Annotated in this window: 1 protein-coding gene; it reads right to left on the bottom strand. The window is 69.0% G+C overall.

Features of this window, described 5'->3' with window-relative positions; all coding sequences use genetic code 11:
* Window positions 1–29 precede the first annotated feature (29 nt).
* Window positions 30–1,310: an IS66 family transposase gene (gene tnpC, locus COGEMETH_RS01370; protein ID WP_238180829.1), complete on the bottom strand. Its 1,281-nt coding sequence runs from the start codon at window positions 1,308–1,310 to the stop codon at window positions 30–32.
* Window positions 1,311–1,361 lie beyond the last annotated feature (51 nt).

Genomic DNA, 1,361 nt, shown 5'->3' with positions numbered 1-1,361 from the left:
GTAATTACCCAGGCCTGTGGCGGCTGGGATCAGGCACCGACGGTCTTGAGGATGGTGCCGAATGGGCTGTGGCCTGCGAGGCGTGCGGTATCGACGACGGTGCGGATGGCGGCCTCGCCCTCGGCGGCCCACATCGCGCGGTAGCCGTTGGTCACCTTCCGCTGGACGACCGCTGGGCGCAGCAGTCGCTCTGAGCCGTTGTTGGTCGGTTCGACCGCACCGGGATGGGCGAGGAAGACGAGGAGCTGATCACGCGCCCGTCCGATCTTGGCCTGCAAGTCGCGGGTCAGGTCGCAGCGGCTCGACGTTGCGAGGATGGCGCCGAGCTGTCGATCCAAGGTCCGGCGCTTGGCGGCGAGCGTCGAGGCGGCCAGGTCGGTGACGCGCTCGGCCAGGCCGAATACCGTCTGCAACCAGAGCTGCAATCGCCAGGGCACGGGATCGTCGCTGACCTCGACGACGTAGGCGACGTCGCGGGCAAGATGGGCGAGGCAGGTCTGGTGCGCGGCGGCATGACCCTGCTGGGCGGTGTAGCGGTCCGAGATCCAAACCGCGGGCCGGTGGCCGTCCATCATCTCCCGTATCACGATGGCGCCCCGCGTCGGCGAGGCCGTGTGCACCACGGCGTCGGCCGCATGGAACACCCAGTGATAAGCGTTGCTGCCCTCGATCCGGACGCCGGTCTCGTCCGAGGCGATCACAGCGGCCCGGCGTAGCGTCGAGACGGCCTCCTCGCGACCGGGACGAAAGCGCCCCTGCGCCCGGCGGAGCAGGTTCATCAGCCCGCCCTGGCTGAGCGTCAGACCGAACAGGTCCGACAAGGCTGCCTGCAGTCGCTCGTAGGACAGCGCCTGGAAGGTCTTGAGATACGTCGCCACCGCATGCAGCCGTGGGCCGAACGGCGTGCCCCGCGCCGCCTCCGGCACCGGCGCGACGACCCGCACCCCGCAGGTCGGGCACTGCACGGCCAACCGTCGATGCTGCGTCACGACCGGTGTCACCTCCGGCAACTCGATCCGCTCGGACACGCTCACGAGTTCGGCAGGAAGATCTCCGTGCAGGGCGCCGCCGCAGCACGCGCAGCGGTCGGGCCGATGATCGACGACCACGTCGGGATCGTCGCTCATCACACGGCTATGGCCCTCGTGGCCGGGCTTGGCCCCGCCAGGTTTGGATTGCTCGCGCCGCTCTTTGCGGTCTGTGGCGGGCGGCTTCGAGGACGTGCGCGAGGTCTTGTCCGGACGCTGCAGACGCAGCACCAGCTCGATCAGTTCCTCGCGGCTCAACCGCTCAAGATCGCTGCGCCCCATCCTACGAAGGAATCAGCGAAACCCGACCCGCGCAAGGGCCTGGGTAATTAC

This window comes from Methylobacterium trifolii, assembly GCF_022179685.1.
GTDB classification, from domain to species: Bacteria; Pseudomonadota; Alphaproteobacteria; order Rhizobiales; family Beijerinckiaceae; genus Methylobacterium; species Methylobacterium trifolii.
This window is presented reverse-complemented; position numbering and strand designations above follow the sequence as displayed.

Bases quoted from the DNA above. Each gene is read 5' to 3' on its own strand.
- tnpC (WP_238180829.1), bottom strand. From the start codon at position 1,310: ATGGGGCGCAGCGATCTTGAGCGGTTGAGCCGCGAGGAACTGATCGAG.